Annotated in this window: 23 protein-coding genes; all 23 read left to right on the top strand. The window is 45.2% G+C overall.

Annotation, left to right across the window (positions count from 1 at the left end):
• Positions 1–84: 84 nt before the first annotated feature.
• The 23 genes from rpoC (at position 85) to rplF (ending at position 16,889) form a co-directional block, all read left to right on the top strand.
• A complete protein-coding gene (gene rpoC, locus MHI12_RS26970) occupies positions 85–3,699 on the top strand; it encodes a DNA-directed RNA polymerase subunit beta' (protein WP_253503545.1) in 3,615 nt (1,204 codons plus the stop codon).
• 205 nt (positions 3,700–3,904) lie between these two features.
• Positions 3,905–4,153: a ribosomal L7Ae/L30e/S12e/Gadd45 family protein gene (locus MHI12_RS26965; protein WP_047841123.1), complete on the top strand. Its 249-nt coding sequence runs from the start codon at positions 3,905–3,907 to the stop codon at positions 4,151–4,153.
• A gap of 153 nt (positions 4,154–4,306) precedes the next feature.
• Entirely contained in the window at positions 4,307–4,729 is a 423-nt protein-coding gene (gene rpsL, locus MHI12_RS26960) for a 30S ribosomal protein S12 (protein ID WP_017692070.1), read from the top strand.
• A gap of 87 nt (positions 4,730–4,816) precedes the next feature.
• Entirely contained in the window at positions 4,817–5,287 is a 471-nt protein-coding gene (gene rpsG / locus MHI12_RS26955) for a 30S ribosomal protein S7 (RefSeq protein WP_017692071.1), read from the top strand.
• Positions 5,288–5,336: 49 nt separating this feature from the next.
• Complete coding sequence (fusA, locus tag MHI12_RS26950) at positions 5,337–7,415, top strand: elongation factor G (RefSeq protein ID WP_076216857.1); 2,079 nt, start codon at positions 5,337–5,339, stop codon at positions 7,413–7,415.
• 95 nt (positions 7,416–7,510) lie between these two features.
• Positions 7,511–8,701: an elongation factor Tu gene (gene tuf / locus MHI12_RS26945; protein ID WP_017692073.1), complete on the top strand. Its 1,191-nt coding sequence runs from the start codon at positions 7,511–7,513 to the stop codon at positions 8,699–8,701.
• Between the two features lie 436 nt (positions 8,702–9,137).
• Entirely contained in the window at positions 9,138–9,446 is a 309-nt protein-coding gene (rpsJ, locus tag MHI12_RS26940) for a 30S ribosomal protein S10 (RefSeq protein ID WP_017692074.1), read from the top strand.
• A 46-nt stretch (positions 9,447–9,492) separates the two neighbouring features.
• On the top strand, positions 9,493–10,116 hold the full coding sequence (rplC, locus tag MHI12_RS26935) for a 50S ribosomal protein L3 (RefSeq protein WP_017692075.1): 624 nt from the start codon (positions 9,493–9,495) through the stop codon (positions 10,114–10,116).
• A 25-nt stretch (positions 10,117–10,141) separates the two neighbouring features.
• Positions 10,142–10,765, top strand: coding sequence for a 50S ribosomal protein L4 (rplD, locus tag MHI12_RS26930; RefSeq protein ID WP_017692076.1), 624 nt, complete (start codon positions 10,142–10,144; stop codon positions 10,763–10,765).
• Positions 10,765–11,055 carry a 50S ribosomal protein L23 gene (gene rplW, locus MHI12_RS26925; protein ID WP_017692077.1) on the top strand — a complete coding sequence of 97 codons (291 nt, stop codon included), beginning with the start codon at positions 10,765–10,767 and terminating at the stop codon, positions 11,053–11,055. The genes rplD and rplW overlap by 1 nt, the downstream gene beginning before the upstream one ends.
• Before the next feature lie 30 nt (positions 11,056–11,085).
• Entirely contained in the window at positions 11,086–11,916 is an 831-nt protein-coding gene (gene rplB, locus MHI12_RS26920; protein ID WP_017692078.1) for a 50S ribosomal protein L2, read from the top strand.
• A 71-nt stretch (positions 11,917–11,987) separates the two neighbouring features.
• Positions 11,988–12,266: a 30S ribosomal protein S19 gene (rpsS, locus tag MHI12_RS26915; RefSeq protein WP_017692079.1), complete on the top strand. Its 279-nt coding sequence runs from the start codon at positions 11,988–11,990 to the stop codon at positions 12,264–12,266.
• A gap of 35 nt (positions 12,267–12,301) precedes the next feature.
• A complete protein-coding gene (gene rplV, locus MHI12_RS26910) occupies positions 12,302–12,634 on the top strand; it encodes a 50S ribosomal protein L22 (RefSeq protein ID WP_017692080.1) in 333 nt (110 codons plus the stop codon).
• Positions 12,635–12,649: 15 nt separating this feature from the next.
• On the top strand, positions 12,650–13,315 hold the full coding sequence (gene rpsC, locus MHI12_RS26905) for a 30S ribosomal protein S3 (protein ID WP_036607182.1): 666 nt from the start codon (positions 12,650–12,652) through the stop codon (positions 13,313–13,315).
• Between the two features lie 2 nt (positions 13,316–13,317).
• Positions 13,318–13,752, top strand: a complete 435-nt coding sequence (gene rplP, locus MHI12_RS26900) for a 50S ribosomal protein L16 (RefSeq protein WP_017692082.1) — start codon at positions 13,318–13,320, stop codon at positions 13,750–13,752.
• Entirely contained in the window at positions 13,742–13,939 is a 198-nt protein-coding gene (rpmC, locus tag MHI12_RS26895; RefSeq protein WP_017692083.1) for a 50S ribosomal protein L29, read from the top strand. Before rplP ends, rpmC begins: the two co-directional genes overlap by 11 nt.
• 48 nt (positions 13,940–13,987) lie before the next feature.
• Positions 13,988–14,254, top strand: coding sequence for a 30S ribosomal protein S17 (gene rpsQ, locus MHI12_RS26890; protein ID WP_017692084.1), 267 nt, complete (start codon positions 13,988–13,990; stop codon positions 14,252–14,254).
• Between the two features lie 35 nt (positions 14,255–14,289).
• Complete coding sequence (rplN, locus tag MHI12_RS26885) at positions 14,290–14,658, top strand: 50S ribosomal protein L14 (protein ID WP_017692085.1); 369 nt, start codon at positions 14,290–14,292, stop codon at positions 14,656–14,658.
• Positions 14,659–14,697: 39 nt separating this feature from the next.
• Positions 14,698–15,051, top strand: coding sequence for a 50S ribosomal protein L24 (gene rplX, locus MHI12_RS26880; protein WP_017692086.1), 354 nt, complete (start codon positions 14,698–14,700; stop codon positions 15,049–15,051).
• A gap of 32 nt (positions 15,052–15,083) precedes the next feature.
• On the top strand, positions 15,084–15,626 hold the full coding sequence (gene rplE / locus MHI12_RS26875) for a 50S ribosomal protein L5 (protein WP_047841121.1): 543 nt from the start codon (positions 15,084–15,086) through the stop codon (positions 15,624–15,626).
• Positions 15,627–15,699: 73 nt separating this feature from the next.
• Positions 15,700–15,885, top strand: a complete 186-nt coding sequence (locus tag MHI12_RS26870; protein WP_013312154.1) for a type Z 30S ribosomal protein S14 — start codon at positions 15,700–15,702, stop codon at positions 15,883–15,885.
• Positions 15,886–15,917: 32 nt separating this feature from the next.
• Entirely contained in the window at positions 15,918–16,316 is a 399-nt protein-coding gene (rpsH, locus tag MHI12_RS26865) for a 30S ribosomal protein S8 (RefSeq protein ID WP_017692088.1), read from the top strand.
• Between the two features lie 30 nt (positions 16,317–16,346).
• Complete coding sequence (gene rplF / locus MHI12_RS26860) at positions 16,347–16,889, top strand: 50S ribosomal protein L6 (RefSeq protein ID WP_017692089.1); 543 nt, start codon at positions 16,347–16,349, stop codon at positions 16,887–16,889.
• Positions 16,890–16,999: the final 110 nt, after the last annotated feature.

The raw sequence follows: 16,999 nt of genomic DNA, 5'->3' as shown, positions 1-16,999 counted from the left end.
TTTCATCAGGCTCACGTCTTGCTCCGGCTTCGGCCGGAGTGGGCGTAACCTAGATTACAGGAATTGGTTAAGGAGGGTTGCTCCTTGTTGGACGTCAACAATTTCGAATACATGAAGATCGGGCTTGCTTCCCCAGAGAAAATTCGTTCTTGGTCCCGCGGAGAAGTGAAAAAACCGGAAACGATCAACTATCGTACGTTGAAACCGGAAAAAGAAGGGCTGTTCTGCGAAAAGATTTTTGGCCCTACAAAAGACTGGGAATGTCATTGCGGTAAATACAAACGCGTCCGTTATAAAGGCGTTGTCTGTGATCGTTGTGGCGTTGAAGTAACACGTGCGAAAGTACGCCGCGAACGGATGGGCCATATTGAGCTCGCTGCTCCGGTATCGCATATCTGGTACTTCAAAGGTATTCCGAGCCGTATGGGTCTTGCTCTGGATATGTCTCCAAGATCTCTTGAAGAGATTATTTATTTTGCATCATATGTTGTAACTGATCCAGGAGAAACTCCACTGGAGAAAAAACAGCTGTTGTCCGAGAAAGAATACCGCAGCTACCGTGAAAAATATGGCTATGGTTTCCATGCTGGCATGGGCGCAGAAGCGGTTAAAAAATTGCTTCAAGACCTTGACATAGACAAAGAGCTCGAGTTCCTGAAAGAAGAGCTCCGGACTGCGCAAGGACAACGTCGTAATCGTGCAATCAAACGTCTGGAAGTTATCGAAGCATTCCGCAACTCCGGCAACAAGCCAGAGTGGATGATCATGGATGTACTTCCTGTTATCCCGCCGGAACTTCGTCCAATGGTACAGTTGGATGGTGGACGTTTTGCAACGTCTGACCTGAATGACTTGTACCGCCGTGTAATCAACCGGAACAACCGTCTGAAACGTCTGCTTGATCTGGGCGCGCCAGATATTATCGTGCAAAATGAAAAACGGATGTTGCAGGAAGCTGTTGACGCATTGATCGATAATGGTCGTCGTGGACGCCCGGTAACGGGTCCTGGTAACCGTCCATTGAAATCTCTCAGCCACATGCTGAAAGGTAAACAAGGACGTTTCCGTCAAAACTTGCTCGGTAAACGGGTTGACTATTCTGGTCGTTCCGTTATCGTTGTTGGACCTTACCTGAAAATGTATCAGTGTGGTCTGCCAAAAGATATGGCACTTGAATTGTTCAAGCCTTTTGTTATGAAAGAGCTTGTAAATAAAGGGCTTGCCCACAACATCAAGAGCGCAAAACGTAAAGTTGAGCGTGTAAGTCCTGAAGTATGGGATGTTCTTGAAGAAGTAATCAAGGAGCATCCGGTTCTGTTGAACCGTGCCCCTACGCTTCACAGACTCGGTATTCAAGCATTTGAACCGATTCTCGTTGAAGGTAAAGCAATTCGTCTTCACCCGCTCGTATGTACGGCATACAATGCCGACTTTGACGGTGACCAAATGGCCGTGCACGTTCCGTTGTCCGCTGAAGCTCAAGCGGAAGCACGTATCCTGATGCTTGCATCTGGTAACATTTTGAACCCGAAAGACGGTAAACCGGTTGTTACTCCTTCCCAGGATATGGTGCTTGGTTCTTACTACCTCACTATGGACAACAAGGAAGAAAAGGGCACAGGTATGATCTTGCGTACAGTTAACGAAGCTGTATCGGCATACCAACGTGGTACTGCTGGTCTGCATGCGCGTGTAGCTATTCCGGTTAAGGCGCTTGGTAAAACAAGCTTCACGGAAGAACAGCAAGAAGGAATGCTGCTGACAACTATCGGTAAAATTATCTTCAATGAAATTTTCCCGGCAAGCTTCCCGTATATCAATGATGCGACTCGTGCTAACCTGTACCAAGGTACTGCAGATCACTCATTTGTATATGAAAAAGGTGCTGATCTCAGAGAAGCTATTATGAATGCTCCTCTGGCTGGCGGTGTCGGTAAAGAATACCTCGGCTCCATCATTGCACGTTGTTTTGAAATTTATCACACAACGGAAACAGCCGTTATTTTGGATAAAATCAAACAACTTGGATTCACATACTCTACACGTGCCGGTATTACGGTTGCGGTATCTGATGTTATCGTTCCGCCTGAGAAGTTTGAAATTCTTAGACAATCTGAGGAAAAAGCACAAATCGTTACGAATCAGTACCGTCGTGGTCTGATTACGAATGAAGAGCGCTATGACCGTATCATTGATATCTGGTCAAAATCCAAAGATGACATCACTGAGATTCTGATGAAGTCCATGGATCGTTACAACTCGATCATGATGATGGTAGACTCCAAAGCACGGGGTAACAAATCGCAAATCACCCAATTGGGCGGTATGCGTGGTCTGATGGCCAACCCATCTGGTCGAATTATCGAACTCCCAATCAAATCGAACTTCCGTGAAGGTCTGACGGTACTCGAGTACTTTATCTCCACTCACGGAGCGCGTAAAGGTTTGGCGGATACAGCCCTGCGTACTGCCGATTCAGGTTACCTGACTCGTCGTCTCGTAGACGTAGCCCAAGACGTAATCGTGCGTGATGATGATTGTGGTACAGATAAAGGCTTTACGGTAAGTCGTATCCAGGATGGTAAAGAGGTTATCGAAGATCTCTACGACCGTATTGAAGGCAGATACTGCTTCGAGACACTTCGTCATCCGGAAACGAAAGAAATCATTGTAGGTCGCAATGAATTGATTGACTCCGATAAAGCAGAAGCGATCATCAAAGCAGGTATTACTAAATTGCAAATCCGCTCCGTCCTCAGCTGCCGTGCGAGTCATGGTGTCTGCAAGAAGTGTTATGGTCGCAACCTCGCGACTGGTAAACACGTGGAGATTGGTGAAGCAGTTGGTATTATTGCAGCACAATCCATTGGTGAGCCAGGAACACAGCTTACAATGCGTACATTCCACACCGGTGGTGTAGCCGGAGACGATATTACGCAAGGTTTGCCGCGTATCCAGGAGTTGTTTGAAGCTCGTAATCCTAAGGGTCAAGCAACAATTAGTGAGATTGATGGTGTAGTTAAAGAGATTCGCGAAGCGAAAGATCGTCGTGAAATCGAAATTCAAGGTGAGGCGGAATCCAAAGTTTACTCCGTTACCTACGGTTCCCGTGTGCGCGTAAGTGAAGGCGCGGAAGTTGAAGCGGGTGACGAGTTGACAGACGGTTCCATTGATCCAAAAGAGATGTTACGGATTAAAGGCATACGTGGTGTACAAAACTACATTCTGCAGGAAGTACAACGCGTATATCGTAACCAAGGTGTAGAAATTAACGATAAGCACGTTGAAGTTATGATCCGTCAAATGCTGCGTAAAATCCGCATCGTAGATGCAGGAGATACAACGCTGTTGCCGGGATCGTTCGTGGATATGCATGAGTACGAAAGAGCTAACAAAATTGCGATTCTTAGTGATAAAGAGCCAGCGGTTGCTAAACCAATCCTGCTCGGTATTACGAAAGCATCCCTGGAAACAGACTCCTTCCTCTCGGCGGCTTCGTTCCAAGAAACTACACGTGTACTGACAGATGCAGCGATCAAAGGTAAAGTCGATCAGTTGCTCGGTCTGAAGGAAAATGTAATCATCGGTAAATTGATCCCTGCTGGTACAGGTATGCACCGTTACCGCAGCATCAAATTTGCTGAGCCAGAAGATGGCCAATCTTCAGTAGAAGAACTTGAGCCAGTTTCGGTTGATTAAATAGATTCCTCCTCAATTAGAGGGGAATGAAAGTTTTGTGCGTCAGGAGGCGGACGCTTGTATAATGCAGGCGGACGAATCCTGATGTACGTAAACTTTTAAAAAATGTTTTAGGATTAGCATTGACAATGCTTGCGCTAGATGCTAATATATCAAAGGTGCGTGGGCAGCTGATTGTACATGGTTCTATTCGGAGGAATACACAATGTCTAATGAAAAAGCCTTGCAAGATGCTCATGTCAAAATAGGTACCAAACAGACCATGCGGATGGTGCAGACAGGTATGGCTTCTGAAGTCTATGTCGCAGAAGATAGTGATCCGCAGCTCACTTCCAAAATCATTGCTTTGTGTGAACAACACAATGTGAAGTACACGAAAGTCGATACAATGAAAAATCTCGGCAAAGCTTGCGGGATTGGGGTGGGAGCAGCTATGGCTGCTGTCGTAAAATGATAGTGTAAGGAACGTTTTTGTCCGAGAACTTTTAAGGATTCTCCAAGGCAAAAACTTTTCATTTGTCTTTTTATGAACCGCCTGGGTCTGTGGACTTAGCGAAAAGAGGTTTATAAAGAAACATGAATATTTGAGGAAGGGGGTGGCAATCACATGCCAACTATTAATCAACTGGTTCGTAAAGGACGTCAAGCAAAAGTTGAGAAGTCAAAATCTCCAGCTTTGCAAAAAGGATTCAACGCTTTGAAACGTGAATCTACTAACATCAGTGCCCCACAAAAACGTGGTGTCTGCACTCGTGTAGGTACAATGACTCCACGTAAACCAAACTCTGCACTTCGTAAGTATGCCCGTGTTCGTTTGACGAACCGTCTCGAGGTTACTGCTTATATCCCGGGAATCGGACATAACCTTCAAGAGCACAGTGTGGTATTGATCCGCGGAGGTAAAGTTAAAGACCTTGCAGGAGTTCGTTATCACATCGTTCGTGGAGCTCTCGATACTGCAGGCGTAAACAACCGTATGCAAGCTCGTTCGAAATACGGTGCAAAACGTCCAAAAGCTAAAAAAGCCTAAACCATTATAAGCAGAGAACCTGAAAGCCTTCTGGCTTAAGTCTGGAAGGTACAGGGGCTGCTGAACAAGAAAGAAAGGGGGATATCCATGCCACGCAAAGGTCCAGTTACGAAAAGAGACGTGTTGCCTGATCCGTTATACAACAGCAAGTTGGTTACTCGTTTAATCAACCGCATCATGATCGGCGGAAAACGCGGTGTTGCTCAAAGCATCCTGTATAATGCGTTCAAGTTGATTCAAGAACGTACGGGTAATGACCCTATGGAAGTATTTGAAGCAGCAATCAAAAACATCATGCCAGTCCTGGAAGTTAAAGCTCGCCGTGTCGGCGGTGCCAACTACCAAGTACCAATCGAGGTGAAACCAGAGAGACGTACTGCTCTGGGATTACGTTGGCTCGTGAACTACTCCCGCAACCGCGGTGAGAAAACAATGGAAGAGCGTTTGGCGGCTGAGATCATCGACGCTTCCAACAACACAGGCGCTTCCGTTAAAAAACGTGAAGATACGCACAAAATGGCTGAAGCAAACAAAGCGTTTGCTCACTACCGTTGGTAGGATTCAGTTCACAATAAAAAAACTTCAATTTTGAAGGGAGACCCATTTCATGGCTAGAGAGTTCTCCTTGAAAAATACACGTAATATCGGGATCATGGCTCATATTGATGCGGGTAAAACCACGACAACTGAGCGGATCCTGTTTTACACAGGACGTACGCACAAAATCGGTGAAGTACACGAAGGCGCTGCGACAATGGACTGGATGGAACAGGAACAGGAGCGCGGAATTACGATTACTTCCGCTGCAACTACCGCTGCTTGGAAGGGCCACCGCGTTAATATTATTGATACCCCGGGACACGTTGACTTCACTGTTGAAGTTGAACGTTCCCTTCGTGTATTGGACGGAGCAGTTGGTGTATTCAGTGCGAAAGAAGGCGTTGAGCCTCAGTCCGAAACCGTATGGAGACAGGCTGACAAGTACGGCGTACCTCGTATCGCATATGTAAATAAAATGGATATCATCGGTGCTGACTTCCTGAACGTTGTATCTGACATGCGTGATCGCCTTCAAGCGAACGCTGTTGCGATTCAACTTCCAATCGGCGCTGAAAATGATTTCACTGGTATCATCGATATCGTTGCACAAAGAGCTCATATGTACAAAGATGACCTTGGTCAAGATATCGAAGAAACCGACATTCCTGCAGAATTTGCAGATCAAGTTGAAGAACTTCGCAACGAGTTGATTGAGCGCGTTGCTGAACTGGATGAAGATTTGACAATGAAATACCTGGAAGGCGAAGAAATCACAATTGATGAGATCAAAGCCGTACTCCGTAAAGGTGTTGTAGATGTTAAGATCTTCCCGGTTATCTGTGGATCCTCGTATCGTAACAAAGGTGTTCAACTGATGTTGGATGCTGTTATCGATTACTTGCCAGCTCCAACAGATGTTCCTTCGATCACTGGACATCTTGAAGATGGAACTGAAGCAGTCCGTCAGTCATCCGATGAAGAGCCTTTCTCCGCATTGGCATTCAAAATCATGACAGACCCTTACGTTGGTAAATTGACATTCTTCCGCGTATACTCTGGTGTTCTTCAATCCGGATCATATGTACTGAATGCCACTAAAAACAAACGTGAGCGTATCGGTCGTATCCTTCAAATGCATGCGAACAGCCGTCAAGAAATCACTGTAGTTTACTCCGGTGATATTGCAGCTGCCGTAGGTTTGAAAGATACGGGTACAGGTGATACACTATGTGATGAGAAAAATCCGGTTATCCTGGAGTCAATGAACTTCCCTGATCCGGTTATCGAAATCGCCGTTGAACCTAAAACCAAAGCTGACCAAGATAAAATGGGTGTTGCTCTCGGTAAGTTGACTGAAGAGGATCCAACTCTTCGTGCTCATACTGACGAAGAAACAGGTCAAACAATCTTGGCAGGTATGGGTGAGCTTCACCTTGATATCATCATCGACCGTATGCGTCGTGAGTTCAAGGTTGAAACTACTGTGGGTAAACCACAAGTAGCTTACCGTGAAACATTCCGTGCTCCAGCGCGCGTTGAAGGTAAATTCGTACGTCAATCCGGTGGTCGTGGTCAATACGGTCACGTATGGGTTGAATTCGAACCTCTCGAGCCGGGTACAGGCAGCCAGTTCGAAAGTAAGGTTGTCGGTGGTTCCGTACCAAGAGAATACATTCAACCTGCACTGTCAGGGATTGAAGAGCAAATGAAAAACGGCGTTATTGCAGGCTTCCCGCTTGTTGACGTTAAGGCTACAATTGTAGATGGATCTTACCATGATGTCGATTCCAATGAGATGGCATTTAAAATTGCCGGATCTATGGCGCTTAAAGCGGCTAAAGACAAGTGTAAACCAGTTCTGCTTGAGCCTATCATGAAAGTAGAAGTAACTGTTCCAGAAGAGTACATGGGTGACGTAATGGGTATGTTGAACTCCCGTCGTGGCCGCATCGAAGGTATGGATTCCCGTAGTGGAGCTCAAATCATTCGTGCTAAGGTACCTCTGTCTGAAATGTTTGGTTACTCTACAACTCTTCGTTCCGGTACTCAAGGACGCGGCGTATTCTCCATGGAACTCTCTCACTATGAAGAAGTTCCTAAGAGCATCGCTGAAGAAATCGTTGCCAAAACAAAAGGCACCGAGTAGTTTTCTCACACTGGATGCAAGTGCATAAGAATTGAATTCGGAGCACTTCATTCAGTGAAAACATAAAATTATAATTTTAAGGAGGCCACGTTCAAATGGCAAAGGCTAAATACGAACGTAATAAACCCCACGTTAACATCGGTACTATTGGTCACGTCGATCACGGTAAAACAACTCTGACTGCTGCAATCACAACTGTATTGTCCAAAACTTACGGTGGTGCTGCAATTGCATTCGACCAAATCGACAAAGCTCCAGAAGAGCGCGAACGCGGTATCACAATCTCCACATCACACGTTGAGTACGAAACTGACACCCGTCACTACGCTCACGTTGACTGCCCAGGTCACGCCGACTATGTTAAAAACATGATCACTGGCGCGGCTCAAATGGATGGAGCTATCTTGGTAGTATCCGCAGCAGACGGCCCAATGCCACAAACTCGTGAGCACATCTTGCTCTCCCGTCAAGTAGGCGTACCTTACATTGTTGTATTCTTGAACAAATGTGACATGGTTGAAGACGAAGAGTTGTTGGAATTGGTTGAGATGGAAGTTCGCGACCTTCTTAACGAATATGAGTTCCCAGGTGACGATACTCCAATCACTCGTGGATCCGCTCGTGAAGCTCTGGCAAACCCAGATGGCGAATGGGCTCAAAAAATCGTTGAGATGTTCAAAGAGATCGACACTTACATCCCACTGCCTGAGCGTCAAACTGACAAGCCTTTCTTGATGCCTGTCGAGGACGTATTCTCCATCACTGGTCGTGGTACTGTTGCTACTGGCCGTGTAGAGCGTGGTACTGTTAAAGTCGGCGAAGAGATCGAAATCGTTGGTATCACTGAAGAAACTAAGAAATCCGTTGTAACAGGCGTTGAGATGTTCCGTAAATTGTTGGATTCCGCTCAAGCGGGTGACAACATCGGTGCATTGTTGCGTGGTGTTGACCGTACTCAAATCGAGCGTGGTCAAGTACTTGCAAAACCAGGTTCTGTTAAGCCACACACAGAATTCACAGCTCAAATCTACGTTCTGACTAAAGAAGAGGGCGGACGTCACAAACCATTCTTCACTGGTTACCGTCCACAGTTCTACTTCCGTACAACTGACGTAACAGGCATCATCAACTTGCCTGAAGGTACTGAAATGGTAATGCCTGGTGATAACATCACTGTTACTGTTTCCCTGATCTCCCCAATCGCGATTGAAGAAGGAACTAAATTCTCCATTCGTGAAGGCGGACGTACAGTAGGTGCCGGTTCCGTAGCATCTATCCAAAAATAATTCGGCTTAACGCTGAATAAAGCATATGTAACAGTGTACTGGAACGAGTAACATTGTATTGTAACGAAGCTTCGGAAGAGTTCTTTATCCGACATCGGATAAAGAACTCTTTTATTATGTTTAAAGTTCGGAACCTGCGTCATACGAAATGAACATCATTTACGAGTTTAGAAGGATTGGCAAGGCAGCCTGGATATTGAAGATTAACACTGCAATAAACGAAGTCATTTCATCAGAAAAGATAAGTTTAAATGTTTTTCTTAAATATGCTTGCAATACGCCTATCTTTTCTATATAATAATGAATGTTGTTCTGTGACGTTGCGATGATGTGAGAGGTTACTGGCACACCCGGCCCCTTTGCCATGGGAGAGTGGCTAGAAAATTTTCACGGAGTATGTCCGATAAAAAATTGGGCGATAGAAGGAGGGACTAAAATGGCAAAGCAAAAAATTCGTATTCGTTTGAAAGCTTACGACCACAGAATTCTTGATCAATCCGCGGAGAAAATTGTTGAAACAGCAAAACGTTCGGGTGCTGGTGTATCCGGTCCGATTCCGCTTCCTACTGAAAAACAAATCATTACTATTCTTCGTGCGGTGCACAAGTACAAGGATTCTCGGGAACAATTCGAACAACGTACACATAAACGTTTGATCGACATCGTTAACCCGACTCCACAAACTGTGGATGCCTTGATGCGCTTGGATCTGCCGTCCGGTGTAGATATCGAAATTAAATTGTAATACAAGCTACAACAAAGACCATGTATAAAGGAAAAGAGGTGTCAACATGAAAGCAATCTTAGGAAAAAAACTCGGAATGACTCAAGTATTTACTCCTGAAGGTAACGTCGTTCCAGTAACGGTTATCGAAGCAGGCCCTTGTGTTGTTTTGCAAAAGAAAGACATTGAGAACGATGGCTACGAAGCAATTCAAATCGGTTACTCCGATAAGAAAGAGAAAAATGCTAACAAGCCAGAAGCAGGTCACGCTAAAAAAGCGAACACTGCCCCTAAGCGCTACGTTCGTGAAGTTCGCGGTATCAACATCGCTGAATATGAAGTTGGCCAAGAACTGAAAGCTGACATTTTCGCTGAAGGCGAATTCGTTGACGTAACGGGTATTTCTAAAGGTAAAGGTTTTGCCGGCGTTATCAAACGTTGGGGACAAAGCACTGGACCTATGTCACACGGTTCGCGTTACCACCGTGGCCCTGGTTCAATGGGTTCGATCCAAGCTAACCGCGTTCCTAAAGGCAAACGCCTGCCAGGACACATGGGACATGATACTATTACAATCCAACGTCTTGAAGTAGTTAAAGTAGACGCTGAGCGTAACGTGTTGCTCGTGAAAGGTTCCATTCCTGGACCGAAAAACAGTCTCATCAGAGTTAAAGAAACGGTGAAAAAATAACCACTGAAGAAAGGAGGAACACAAAATGCCAAAAGTATCAGTTTACAATGTAGATGGTAGCCAAGTAGGCGAAGTTGAATTGAACGATGCGGTTTTCGGAATTGAGCCGAACCAACACGTTCTGTACGATGCAGTTCTTATGCAACGCGCTTCCCTTCGTCAAGGTACCCACAAAGTAAAAGGACGTTCTGAAGTACGTGGCGGTGGACGTAAGCCTTGGAAACAAAAAGGTACAGGTCGCGCTCGTCAAGGTTCAATTCGTTCACCACAATGGAAAGGCGGCGGTATCGTATTTGGTCCAACACCACGGAGCTATGCGTATAAACTGCCTAAGAAAGTTCGCCGCTTGGCGATCAAATCAGCCCTTTCATCTAAAGTGCTTGACAATGACATTATCGTTTTGGACGCTCTCACGTTGAGCACGCCTAAAACTAAAGAATTCGCAGCCATCTTGAGTAACCTCAAAGTGGGACGTAAAGCTTTGATTGTAGCTCCTAGCTATGATGATAATGTAGCTCTTTCCGCACGGAATATTCCAGGCGTGAAATTCGTAGCTGCTGACGGCATTAATGTTCTTGACGTGCTTTCGCACGACAAATTGATCATTACGAAAGAAGCAGTTCAGAAGGTAGAGGAGGTGCTCGCGTAATGAAGGATCCTCGTGATATTGTAAAACGTCCGATTATTACGGAACGTACTGCTGACATGATGAACGACTTGAAATATGTATTTGAAGTCGATATCCGTGCAAACAAAACCGAGATCAAAAAGGCAGTAGAAGCTATTTTCAATGTAAAAGTGAAAAACGTGAACACGCTTCGTGTTCCAGCTAAGCCAAAACGGTACGGACGTTATTCCGGATATACTAGCGAATGGAAAAAAGCGTTTGTAACGCTGACAAAAGACAGCAAAACGCTTGAGTTCTTTGAAACTGTATAATTGAATTTTTGAAGTAAGGAGGGAAACCCAGTGCCAATCAAAAAGTATAAACCAACATCCCCGGCAAGACGGAACATGTCCGTTTCTACATTTGAGGAAATCACCACAAATCAGCCGGAGAAATCGTTGTTGGCCCCGTTGAGCAAACAAGCAGGCCGCAACAACCAAGGTAAAATTACAGTTCGTCACCATGGTGGTGGACACAAACGTAAATACCGTATCATTGACTTCAAACGTACTAAAGATGGAATACCGGGCCGCGTTGCTACGATTGAGTATGACCCGAACCGTACATCCAACATCGCTCTGATTCACTATGCTGATGGTGAAAAGCGTTATATCATCGCTCCTAAAGGTTTGAAAGTTGGAGATCAAGTATTCTCCGGACCTGAATCAGACATCAAAATCGGTAACGCACTGCCACTCGAAAACATTCCAGTAGGTACCGTTATCCACAACATCGAGTTGAAACCAGGTAAAGGCGGACAATTGGTTCGTGCTGCTGGTACAGAAGCTCAATTGCTTGGTAAAGAAGAAAAATACGTTTCCGTTCGTCTCTCATCCGGAGAAGTTCGTCGTATTTTGAAAGTTTGCCGCGCGACAATCGGATCTGTAGGTAACCAAGACCACGAGCTCATCAAAATCGGTAAAGCCGGTCGTAGCCGTTGGTTGGGTAAACGTCCTGAGGTTCGTGGTGTAGTAATGAACCCTAACGATCACCCACACGGTGGTGGTGAAGGTCGTGCTCCAATCGGACGTAAATCGCCAATGTCACCATGGGGTAAACCTACACTTGGTTACAAAACGCGTAAGAAAAATAAAGCTTCTGATAAATACATCATTCGCCGCCGCACGAAGTAATACACACTGTGCATAACTTCGTGAGGCATCTGCGGATGCATAATAGCTATGTTTGAAGGGAGGATCTCCACATGGGTCGCAGTTTGAAAAAAGGGCCATTCATTGATGGCTACATGCTTAAAAAGGTAGAAGAGATGGAAGCTTCAGGTAAGAAGAACGTAATCAAAACCTGGTCCCGTCGTTCTACAATTTTCCCGCAATTCATCGGACACACATTTGGCGTTTACGATGGTCGTAAACACGTGCCAGTGTATGTAACTGAGGACATGGTCGGACACAAACTGGGTGAGTTCGCTCCAACCCGTACGTACAAAGGCCATACTGCTGATGATAAGAAAACAAGAAGATAAATGAATATCTTTAATGTTTGAAAGGAGGTTACACAATGGAAGCAAAAGCACATGCTAAGTTTATCCGGATTGCTCCTCGTAAAGCTCAACTCGTTGTTGACTTGATTCGTGGCAAGCAAGTAGGTGAGGCGGTTGCCATTCTCCGTCACACTCCGAAATCTGCTTCTCCAATCGTTGAGAAGTTGCTTAACTCCGCTATTGCGAATGCGGAACATAACTATTCTTTGGATGTTAACAACTTGGTTATCTCGCAAGCTTACGTGAACCAAGGACCGACAATGAAACGTTTCCGCCCTCGTGCAATGGGACGTGCAAGTCGTATTAACAAACGTACTAGCCACATTACTTTGGTGGTATCTGAGAAGTAGAAGGAGGGGAAATGTGTGGGCCAAAAGGTAAATCCAGTCGGACTCCGTGTCGGAATTATCCGTGACTGGGAATCTAAGTGGTATGCAGGCAAAGACTTCGGTGATCTTTTGATGGAAGACGTGAGAATTCGTGAATTCCTGAAAAATAAATTGAAAGACTCCGCTTTATCTCGTGTAGAAATTGAGAGAGCGGCTAACCGCGTAAACGTAACGATTCACACTGCTAAACCAGGTATGGTTATTGGTAAGGGTGGTTCGGAAGTTGAAAATCTTCGTAACCAAATTACGAAAATTGCTGGCGGTAAAAAAGTACACATCAACATTTCTGAAATTAAGAACCAAGACTTGGACGCTGTTCTTGTAGCTGAAAGCATTGCACAACAATTGGAACGTCGTGTTTCTTTCCGTCGTGCTCTGAAACAAGCAATTCAAAGAACTATGCGCTCCGGTGCTAAAGGTATCAAAACTCAAGTAGGCGGACGTCTTGGCGGTGCTGAGATCGCACGTTCTGAAGGCTACAGCGAAGGAACTGTTCCACTGCACACACTGCGTGCTGACATTGACTATGGTACAGCAGAGGCTCATACTACTTACGGACTTATCGGCGTAAAAGTATGGATCTATCGTGGAGAGGTTCTTCCTACGGCTAAGAAACAAGCTGCTAAGGAAGGAGGCAACTAATAATGTTGGTACCAAAACGCGTAAAACACCGTAAGCAACAACGTGGACATATGAAAGGCCAAGCTAAAGGCGGAACGACTCTGAACTTTGGCGAATACGGTCTGCAAGCTACGGAACCGGCTTGGATTACGAACCGTCAGATCGAAGCGGCTCGTATTGCGATGACTCGTTACATCAAACGTGGTGGTAAAGTTTGGATCAAAATTTTCCCAGACAAACCAATCACTCAAAAGCCTCTCGAGGTTCGGATGGGTAGCGGTAAAGGTAACGTAGAAAAATGGGTTGCAGTAGTGAAACCAGGTAAGATCATGTTTGAACTTGCTGGTGTACCGGAGGAAATTGCACGCGAAGCAATGCGTCTTGCCGCTCACAAACTGCCAATCAAAACGAAGTTCGTGAAACGTGAAGAATTGGGTGGTGAAGCAAATGAAAGCTAGTGAATTTCGCAACCTAACCTCTGCTGAAATCGAGCAAAAGATTGCCGGATTTAAAGAAGAACTCTTTAACCTCCGCTTTCAATTAGCTACCGGTCAGCTGGATAACCCGACTCGCATCCGTGATGTGCGGAAAGAAATAGCTCGTGCTAAAACCATTATCCGTGAGAGAGAATTGGGAATCGGTTAATTAGGGATAGGATGGACAATCCGTCCGTAATCAGGAAGGAGGCCAACAATGAGCGAAGAACGTAACGCACGTAAAGTGCAAACTGGTAAAGTGGTCAGCGATAAAATGGACAAAACGATTGTTGTTGCTGTAGAAACTTACAAAAAACACAACTTGTACCATAAACGCATTAAGGTTACTAAAAAATTCAAAGCGCATGACGAAGAAAACACTGCGAAAATCGGTGACACGGTGAAAATCATGGAGACTCGTCCGCTTTCGAAAGATAAACGCTGGAGACTTACTGAAATCGTAGAAAAAGCGGTTATCATCTAATGCATCAGCAGCATTGCTGAAAGGAGGAATACTAAATGATTCAACCATTTACACGTTTGACTGTGGCCGACAACTCCGGTGCGAAGGAACTGATGTGTATCCGCGTACTCGGCGGTACGGGACGTCGTACAGCTCAAATCGGTGATCTGATCGTTTGTTCTGTTAAACAAGCAACACCAGGCGGCGTTGTCAAAAAAGGTGATGTAGTTAGAGCGGTTGTCGTTCGTACGAAACGTTCTGTACGTCGTAAAGACGGTTCCTACATCGGTTTTGATGAAAATGCAGCGGTTGTTGTAAAAGACGACAGAAGCCCACGTGGAACACGTATTTTCGGACCAGTTGCTCGCGAACTTCGCGATAAAGACTTCATGAAAATCGTTTCCTTGGCTCCAGAAGTTATCTAAAGCTTAATCTCGTGATGTTAGAAACAGGAGGTGTACGAAATGCCAAGAGTGAAAAAAGTTCTGGAATCCCATAACAACAAACTTCACGTTAAAAAGGAAGATACGGTTATGGTGATCAGCGGTAAAGACAAAGGTAAAAAAGGCCGTGTCATCGCTGCTTATCCTCGTGAGAACCGCGTCCTTGTGGAAGGTGTTAACATGGTGAAAAAACACCAGAAGCCTAACCAGCAAAATCCGCAAGGCGGCATTATCGAGAAGGAAGCTCCGATTCACGTTTCCAACGTAATGCACATCGATCCGAAGAGCGGAAAAGTAACCCGTGTAGGTTACAAAGTTTTGGATAACGGTAAGAAAGTGCGCGTTGCTAAACGTTCCGGAGAAATTATCGACTAATTGAACCGAATGAGAAAGGAGGGCTATGATTCATGGCATCAAGAATGAAAGAACGTTACCTGCAAGAAATCGCTCCTGCTTTGATGCAGAAGTTTAACTATACAACGGTAATGCAAGTGCCGAAAATCGAGAAAATCGTTATCAACATGGGTGTGGGCGACGCTGTCCAAAACTCTAAAGTGTTGGATTCTGCAGTAAACGATTTGCAACTGATCGCAGGTCAAAAACCTGTAATCACTCGTGCTAAAAAATCTATCGCAGGTTTCAAACTGCGTGAGAATATGCCTATCGGTGTGAAAGTAACATTACGCGGTGAGCGTATGTACTACTTCCTAGATAAATTGCTCAACGTAACGCTTCCTCGTGTCCGCGACTTCCGCGGTGTATCGAGTAAAGCTTTCGATGGACGTGGTAACTACACACTGGGTCTGAAAGAGCAACTGATCTTCCCAGAGATCGAGTATGATAAAGTTGATAAAGTCCGCGGTATGGATATTGTCATCGTAACAACGGCGAAAACAGACGAAGAGTCCCGCGAATTGCTCACGCAAATGGGAATGCCTTTCGTTAAGTAATGTTGGCATAACGTTTCCGGGTGTCTGGAAAGACTCCCTTTTCTCCGAAATTATTTAGGAGGTGTCAGGCTAAGTGGCAAAAACTTCGATGAAAGTTAAACAACAACGTACACCTAAGTTTAAAGTACGTGCATATACACGCTGTGAGCGTTGCGGACGTCCACATTCGGTCCTGCAAAAGTTCAAAATTTGCAGAATTTGTTTCCGTGAATTAGCTTATAAAGGCCAGATCCCTGGCGTGAAAAAAGCAAGCTGGTAAAAAGTCCTGAACGGGAAGGAGGTTAACTCACAATGACTATGTCTGATCCAATTGCAGATATGCTTACTCGTATTCGTAACGCGAACACTGTTCGTCACGAAACGGTAGAAATGCCTGCTTCGACAATGAAAAAACAAATCGCCGATATCCTGAAGCGTGAAGGTTTCATCCGTGACGCTGAAGTTATCGATGATAACAAACAAGGGATTATCCGTGTTTTCCTGAAATACGGTCAAAATAACGAACGCGTTATCACTGGTCTGAAAAGAATCAGTAAACCTGGTCTTCGTGTTTACACGAAAAGCAACGAAGTACCTCGTGTACTTGGTGGCCTGGGAATCGCGATCATCTCGACATCTAAAGGTATCATGACGGACAAAGAAGCTCGTCAATCGAAATCCGGCGGAGAAGTCGTTTGCTACGTTTGGTAATATAACGTCACAAGATAGGAGGTGCAACATATGTCTCGTATTGGTCGCAAACCAATCACAGTACCAAGTGGTGTAGACATCACCCTGGACAACACCGTTATTACGGTAAAAGGACCTAAAGGAACTTTGACTCGTGAGCTTCATAAAGACATGAAGGTTACAGTTGAAAATAACGAAATCACAGTTGTGCGTCCTTCCGATAACAAAACTCACCGTTCTTTGCACGGCACAACGCGTAGCGTTGTAAACAATATGGTGAGCGGCGTTACTGAAGGATTCGCGAAATCTCTGGAATTGGTTGGGGTCGGATATCGTGCAAGCAAATCCGGAGATAAAATCGTTCTGAACGTTGGTTACTCTCACCCGGTTGAAATTACACCGGAAGCGGGAATCGAATTCGAAGTACCTTCGAATACAAAAATCATCGTTCGCGGAATTGACAAAGAGCGTGTAGGTGCTTACGCTGCTAAAATCCGTTCCGTACGTGAACCTGAGCCATACAAAGGTAAAGGTATTAAATATGAAGGCGAGCGTATCATCCGTAAGGAAGGTAAAGCCGGTAAGAAGAAATAAGATTTCTCTTACCGCCTTTGCGCGGCTTTCGGCTTGCTTGCTTCGTGTGTTTCTAATATACCCCGTGGCTTCTGCCTTGAAGCCAGCGAGGTAACCTGAAAGGAGTGAAT

Source organism: Paenibacillus sp. FSL H8-0280 (assembly GCF_045040665.1).
GTDB classification, from domain to species: Bacteria; Bacillota; Bacilli; order Paenibacillales; family Paenibacillaceae; genus Paenibacillus; species Paenibacillus xylanexedens_A.
The sequence above is the reverse complement of the archived record's forward strand: the minus strand, read 5'-3'. Positions and strand labels throughout refer to the sequence as shown.